The organism is Desulfuromonadales bacterium (assembly GCA_035620395.1).
In the GTDB taxonomy this organism is placed as follows: Bacteria; Desulfobacterota; Desulfuromonadia; order Desulfuromonadales; family DASPGW01; genus DASPGW01.
In genome coordinates this window covers 1-5,750 of record DASPGW010000210.1, presented here as the reverse complement: position 1 = coordinate 5,750, position 5,750 = coordinate 1, and the positions used below count along the sequence as shown (strand labels likewise).

Below are 5,750 nucleotides of genomic sequence, written 5' to 3'. Positions count from 1 at the left end.
AGTGACCTGCAGGAGATGAAGCGGCGGTTGGCCGAACTTGAGCGCAATGTGGTCGGCATGAAGGATGATCGGCAAGGCAGGGAGCGCCTCGATCTCCTCACCCGGCAGCAGGCCGACCTGCAGGCGGGGCTCGACACTCTGCGGGTCGAATTCCAGTCGGTCCATGGCCGTTTTGAGGACATGGCGCGGGCGCGGGCCCAACTGGGGAGTGATCTCTCCCTGGTGCGGGACGATCTGGCCCTCAAGGTGACAGCACTGGAGGATCGGCTGGCCAGGCTGGCGGAGCAGGCCAAGGCACAACCGGCCCCGGCGGCCCCGGCAGAGACACCCGAGGCTCTCTACGAGCGTGGCCTGGAGCTGATCCAGAAGCAGGGGGATTTTGCCGGCGGCCGGCAGTGGCTCCAGGAGTTTCTGCAGCGTTATCCGAAACACGATCTGGCGGTCAACGCCACGTACTGGATCGGCGAGGGCTGGTACGGCGACAGGAAGTACGAGAACGCCATTCTCCAGTTTCAGGAGGTCATCCAGAAGTACGGGGATCATCCCAAGGTGGCCGCTGCCCTGCTCAAGCAGGGGCTGGCCTTTCATGCCTTGGGTGACCTGAAGAACGCCCGGGTCATTCTGCAGAAACTGATCGACACCTTTCCGCTTTCGGAAGAGGCGAAAAAGGCCAAGGAAAAACTGGCGGAATGGAAGAAATCCTGACGCCGGACGGGCAGACACCATTCTGGGGGGGCGGCCGAATGACCGCCCCCTTTTTTTTAAGCCGCCTGGTTTTCGCTTTTGCAGTTCCGGGGAAACTTGGCTATGCTGAGTCTCCCGGAGACAGGCAGCCATGAGTACCCTGACCCACAGCGAAATCACCGCCATGTTCCTGGCCCTCGGCCTGCTGCTGGCGTCCGCCCGGCTTCTCGGCGAGACGGCGCGGCGGTTCAACCTGCCGTCGGTCCTCGGCGAAATCATGGCCGGTGTCCTCTGGGGCCCCACAATCTTCGGCGCCCTCGCCCCAGTCTGGAGCGCCTACCTCTTCCCCCAGCAGGGGGGCGGGGCGCTGGCCCTCGACGGGCTGATGGCCCTGGCCATCACGCTCTTTCTGCTGGTGGCCGGGCTGGAGGTCGATCTTTCCTCCATCTGGCGCCAGGGGAAGACGGCTATCAACGTCGGCATCGCCGGTATTGTCGGTCCTTTCGCCGTCGGCTTCGTGGCCGCCTGGTTCTTTCCCCGGATGATGGGACGCGAGATCGGGGCAGACCCACTGATTTTCGCCCTGTTCATGGCCACCGCGCTCTCCATCACGGCGCTGCCGGTCATCGCCAAGACACTGATGGACCTCAACCTCTACCGCAGCGACCTCGGGATGCTGGTGGTGGCCGCCGCCGTCTTCAACGACCTGGTCGGGTGGATCATCTTCGCCATCATCCTCGGCATGCTCGGGACCGGGGCGGCCCACGCCATGAGTATCGGCCAGACCATCTGGCTGACCCTTGGCTTCGCTCTCGGCATGCTGACGGTCGGGCGCTGGCTGATCCATCGGATCCTCCCCTGGATTCATGCACACCTGAGCTGGCCGGGCGGTGTGCTCGGCTTCGCCCTGTCGCTTGCCCTGGTCTCCGCAGCGTTCACCGAGTGGATCGGTATCCACGCCATTTTCGGCGCCTTCCTGGCCGGTGTGGCCATTGGCGACTCCAAGCACCTTCGCGAACGCACCCGGGCCACCATCGAACAGTTCGTCTCCTTCATCTTTGCCCCGCTCTTCTTCGCCAGCATCGGCCTGAAGGTCAACTTCCTCGCGCACTTCGATCTGCAACTGGTGCTCACCGTGCTGGTCATCGCCACCCTCGGCAAGGTCCTCGGCTGCGGCCTCGCCGGCCGCCTGAGCGGTCTTGCCCGCCGCGAGGCGTGGGCTCTCGGGTTCGGCATGAACGCCCGTGGCGCCATGGAAATTATCCTGGGGCTGCTCGCCCTCAAGTACGGTTTGATCGGCGAGCGGCTCTTCGTCGCCCTGGTGGTCATGGCCCTGGTCACCTCCCTGATGAGTGGTCCGCTGCTGCAGCGCGTGCTGCATCTGAAAAAACCCCGGCGCTTCACCGACTTCTTCACCCCCCGCACCTTCGTCAATCACCTCAGGTCCCGCTCCCGGCTGGAGGCGATCACCGAACTGGCAAACGCCGCGGCCGAGGTCACCGGACTCGACGCGGCGGAGGTCTGCGATGGCGTCCTGGTCCGCGAGCAGCTCATGGCCACCGGCATCGGCAACGGCATCGCCGTCCCCCACGCGCGTCTGCGGGGCCTGGCGATGCCGGTCGTAACAGTCGGTTTGTCGACCGCCGGCATCGACTTCGATGCTCCGGACGGCACCCCGGCCCATGTCATCTTCCTCATCCTGACGCCGGTGCACGATGACGGGGCGCAACTGGAAATCCTGGCCGACATCGCCACCACCTTCAAGGTCAAGGAACTCCGGGAACAGGCAGTGGGTGTCGCCACCTTCACCGAATTCCTGGCCCTGGTCAGGAGCGGTCAGGGGCGCTGAGCGAATGAGTCACCCGGTTTGAAAGGTTTGAGTCAAAAGGGTTGGGTTGATTGCTGATTACGCCATGCAGGGGCGGCCTTTGGGTCGCCCCTGCGGCGTTTCGGGAAGGTCAGCGCCGGCCGAGAAACAGGCCGAGGATGAAGAGTGGAAAAGCCAGCAGGAAGAGGAAAAGGCCGACTTTGAAGACTACCCACTGGCCGGTGATGCCCCCACCCAGCTCGAGGGCGAAGCCACTCATGGCACAGCACAGGGCAATGTTCTTCAGCAGCCGGCCGCGGCGAACGGAGGAGGAGGGGAGGGGGGTCATGGCGACCCTTGGCACACGGATATACATCCAGCTGCAGTCAAAGAAATTACTCCTGTGCGATTGCGGCAAAGACGACTACTTGACGATCAGCCAGCTGCCATCGGGCTGCCGGCAGGCGGTACCGTAGGCCTGCTGCGTCTGGCCACCGACGACCACCGTCTGGGTGTACTCCCGGCAGTACTGACCCTGGCTTGTCCGATAGGTCTCAACCGGGGTGATCGAGCCGTAATTGCCGGTATCCGGGTTTCGCCAGGTGGTCGCTACGTTGGTCCGGGTACTTTCCAGGGCATACTGGGCATTGCGCTCCATCATCAACTGGTCGGCGCGGTCGAGGGATCTGCCGATCTCCTGGCCGAAGAGGGCGCCGGCCAAGGTGCCGACGGCGACCGCCACGATGGTGCCCCGTCCGCTGCCGATCTGGGAGCCGAGCAGCGCCCCGGCCCCGGCCCCGAGCAGGGTTCCCCCCGTCTCCTTCGGCCCCATGTGGGGGCTGCAGCCGGTCAGGATGAGCCCCAGAATCATAACAACCGCCAGAATCCTTTTCATCGCCTTTTCTCCTCTGGTCGCTGTTGCGGCGAGCGCCGACGCTTCGGCACCCTTTTCTACCAGTATAACGACAGGCTTGCAGACTATCAAGAGAAGCAACAGGGGACAAAGCACGGCCGGTCGCTGAAGCTAGCGGGGGGTTGACGAGGACCTTTTCTCCGGTAGCTTTGAAGTAGTCGATCCCTATCGGGAGACAGCCATGAATGAACGCCTGACACCGGGCGGCCGGCTGCGCGCCGTCCTGAAGGAAGAGCAGCCCCTGCAGCTGGTGGGGGCGATCAACGCCTATGCCGCGATCATGGCGGAATCGGTCGGCTTCCGCGCCCTCTACCTCTCCGGCGCCGGGGTAGCCAACGCCTCACACGGTCTCCCCGATCTGGGGATGACGAGCCTGACGGAAGTTCTCGAGGAGGTGCGCCGGCTGACCGCCGCCACCTCGCTCCCCCTGTTGGTCGATGCCGACACCGGTTTCGGCGGCGCCCTCATGATCGGCCGCACGGTGCGGGAGCTGGAGAGGGCCAGTTCAGCCGGTCTGCACCTGGAAGACCAGGTGGCGGCCAAGCGCTGCGGCCACCGGCCCGGCAAGGCGCTGGTCGACGTGGCCGAAATGGTCGACCGGATCAAGGCTGCGGTCGACGCCCGGACCGATCCCGCCTTCGTCATCATGGCGCGCACCGACGCGCTGGCCGTCGAGGGGCTGGCGGCGGCCGTCGAGCGTGCCTGCCGCTACCGGGAGGCCGGCGCCGACATGCTCTTTCCCGAGGCGCTGGGCGAACTCGATCAGTACCGGCGGTTCGTCGAGGCGGCCGGCATTCCGGTCCTGGCCAACCTCACCGAATTTGGGCGCACCCCCCTTTTCACCCTCGAGGAGCTCAGAGGCGCCGGCGTCGCCCTCGCCCTCTATCCGTTGTCGGCCTTTCGCGCCATGAGTGCCGCGGCGTTGCGGGTCTACCGGACCATCCGCGAGGCGGGGACGCAACAGAGCGTAATCGACATCATGCAGAGCCGCGACGAGCTTTACCAGCTCCTCGGCTACCACGCCTGCGAGGAGAGGCTCGACCGGCTCTTTGCCAGGGAGAAGAAGCCATGACCAGTACGCAAAAGTTTCCGGGACTGGCCGGCGTCATCGCCGGTGACACCACCATCAGCACCGTCGGCAAGAAAGGACTGGGGCTCAACTACCGCGGCTACTCTATCGGTGATCTGGCCGCTCAGGCCGCCTTCGAGGAGGTGGCCTATCTGCTGCTCTACGAAAAACTTCCCACCGCCGAAGAGCTGGCCGCCTACCGCAAGCGTCTCAGCGGGTTCCGCGGTCTGCCGGCGGCACTGCGGCTCGTCCTCGAGCAGCTGCCGGCCAGCGCCCATCCGATGGACGTGCTGCGCACCGGCTGCAGTGCTCTGGGGACGCTGGAGCCGGAAGGGGTGGGGCGCGACGGGCTCCAGGTCGCCGACCGCCTGCTTGCGACCTTCCCCGGCATGCTCTGCTACTGGCATCACTTCCAGCGGAACGGCAAGCGCATCGAGACCGGAACGGAGGAGGCGAGCCACGCCGGGCACTTCCTGCGCCTGCTGCACGGCCGTCCCCCCGAGGAACTGCACCGGCAAATGCTCAACGCCTCCCTGGTCCTCTACGCCGAGCACGAGTTCAACGCCTCGACCTTCTCGGCGCGGGTGACCGCTTCGACCCTCTCCGACTTCTACTCGGCGGTCACCGCGGCCATCGGCACTCTGCGCGGCCCCCTGCACGGCGGCGCCAACGAGGAGGCGTTCCGGCTCATCTCCCGCTTTGCCTCGGCCGAGGAGGCGGAAGCGGAGCTGCTCGCGATGCTCGGGCGCAAGGAGAAGGTGATGGGCTTCGGCCACCGGGTCTACCAGACGGCCGACCCGCGCTCCGACCTGATCAAGGCCTGGGCGAAGCGGCTCTGCGCGGCGGCCGGCAAGGAGGCGCTGTTCGAGGTCTCCGAACGCATCGACCAGGTGATGCGGCGCGAGAAGGAGCTCTTCCCCAACCTCGACTTCTACAGCGCCTCGGCCTACCACGTCGCCGGCATCCCGACGGCGATGTTCACCCCGGTCTTCGTCTTCGCCCGCATCGCCGGCTGGTCGGCGCACATCATCGAGCAGCGCGCCGCCAACAAGCTGATCCGCCCCACCGCCGACTATACCGGCCCGGCGCCGCGGCCGTACGTGCCGATCGAGCAAAGAAACTGAATTGGCCACAGAGACTCGGAGGTTTTGGCACTTCTCCCTCTCCCTTGATGGGAGAGGGTCGGGGTGAGGGTGAGCATGCAGGCTTCCCCCTCCCCTTTATCCCCTCCCACCAGGGGAGGGGAAACTTCACCTTGTTGCTCTCGGTGTCTGATG

General features: G+C 65.5%; 6 protein-coding genes. 4 read left to right on the top strand and 2 right to left on the bottom strand.

The window, feature by feature from the left end:
* Window positions 1-705 (top strand): tol-pal system protein YbgF (gene ybgF, locus VD811_11615; protein ID HXV21621.1); only part of this gene is annotated, 705 nt, incomplete at its 5' end.
* Window positions 706-835: 130 nt separating this feature from the next.
* A complete protein-coding gene (locus tag VD811_11610) occupies window positions 836-2,533 on the top strand; it encodes a cation:proton antiporter (GenBank protein HXV21620.1) in 1,698 nt (565 codons plus the stop codon).
* A gap of 109 nt (window positions 2,534-2,642) precedes the next feature.
* Here the strand turns inward: VD811_11610 and VD811_11605 are convergent, their stop codons facing one another.
* Window positions 2,643-2,855 (bottom strand): hypothetical protein, encoded by a 213-nt coding sequence (locus VD811_11605; GenBank protein HXV21619.1) that lies wholly within the window; start codon window positions 2,853-2,855, stop codon window positions 2,643-2,645.
* Window positions 2,856-2,915: 60 nt separating this feature from the next.
* Window positions 2,916-3,386, bottom strand: a complete 471-nt coding sequence (locus VD811_11600; GenBank protein HXV21618.1) for an RT0821/Lpp0805 family surface protein — start codon at window positions 3,384-3,386, stop codon at window positions 2,916-2,918.
* A 199-nt stretch (window positions 3,387-3,585) separates the two neighbouring features.
* On the opposite strand from VD811_11600, the gene prpB reads away from it, so the two are divergent.
* Together prpB and prpC are read left to right on the top strand one after the other, a co-directional pair.
* Complete coding sequence (gene prpB, locus VD811_11595; GenBank protein HXV21617.1) at window positions 3,586-4,476, top strand: methylisocitrate lyase; 891 nt, start codon at window positions 3,586-3,588, stop codon at window positions 4,474-4,476.
* Window positions 4,473-5,597, top strand: coding sequence for a 2-methylcitrate synthase (gene prpC / locus VD811_11590; GenBank protein ID HXV21616.1), 1,125 nt, complete (start codon window positions 4,473-4,475; stop codon window positions 5,595-5,597). Before prpB ends, prpC begins: the two co-directional genes overlap by 4 nt.
* The last annotated feature ends 153 nt before the right edge of the window (window positions 5,598-5,750 follow it).